Source organism: Skermanella aerolata KACC 11604 (assembly GCF_000936425.1).
Taxonomy (GTDB): Bacteria; Pseudomonadota; Alphaproteobacteria; order Azospirillales; family Azospirillaceae; genus Skermanella; species Skermanella aerolata.
In genome coordinates, this window is sequence record NZ_AVFK01000180.1 from 1 (window position 1) to 919 (window position 919).

2 protein-coding genes are annotated in these 919 nt (G+C 67.1%); both read right to left on the reverse strand.

From position 1 onward, the window contains the following. Positions 1-210, reverse strand: a 210-nt coding sequence (locus N826_RS39085) for a hypothetical protein (protein ID WP_044438041.1), incomplete at its 3' end; no start/stop codon positions are given. A gap of 78 nt (positions 211-288) precedes the next feature. Further along, positions 289-919 (reverse strand): recombinase family protein (locus N826_RS39090; protein ID WP_425600618.1); only part of this gene is annotated, 631 nt, incomplete at its 5' end.

A 919-nucleotide genomic window follows, 5' to 3' on the forward strand; every position in this document is an offset into this window, starting at 1 on the left:
ACCGCAGAACGCGACGCACCAGATCGCCAGGATAGCCTTGCGCAGCGCCGCTCCGGTCAACGGCGGCTTTGGCCCGGAGCGGGTCGATCGAGTACCGTCTGACGCCATCGCCGCCAGTTCCGCCAGCACCGCATCGACGAAGGCATCGACATCGCCGAACGCATCCCACGAGGTTGGAGACGTCTTGGCGGGGGTGAAGATGGTGCCCATATGCGGCTGGTCCGATGGCTGTTGACGACGGCAGCGGACATAGCCCACCGCCCTCCCGCGCCTCAGCCCTTATTCACTTCAAAGTAGCATCCCGGTCAGCACTGGCTGGCACGTCCCTTCTGCGAACAGATTCTGAACCGCGCGGATCACCGTCGCGGAGCGGAGCCGGAGACCCGGATTGCCGCCGATGCGTCCCCGCTCCCGGGCGGCCTCCAGACCCGCCCTGGTGCGTTCGCGGATCAGGGCGCGCTCGAACTCGGCGACAGCGCCGAGGATCTGCAGGGTGAACCGCCCTTGCGGACTGGTGGTGTCGATCGGGTCGCCGAGCGAGCGGAACCCCGCCCCCCGGGCGTCGAGCGTCTCGATGATCTCGAGCAGGTGCGAGAGGGAGCGGGCCAGCCGGTCGATCCGGACCACGACCAGGACGTCGCCCCGGCCGCACCGCTCGAGGGCGCGCTTCAGTTCCGGGCGGGCGCGGTCGCCGCCAGAGCCATGTTCGCGCAGGATGGTCTGACAGCCGACCGCCTTCAGGGCGTCGATCTGCGGATCGGTCGTCTGCTCGTCGGTCGAGACGCGGGCGTAGCCGATCAGCGCCATGATGTTCCCTGGAGAAAACCTGTACCGGGCCATTTTACCAAACTGGCAGTCGTTAGCAACCGGCCGTTTGGTGAAATACCTGAACGTCATGGCGCTGATGACGGAGGGTGTG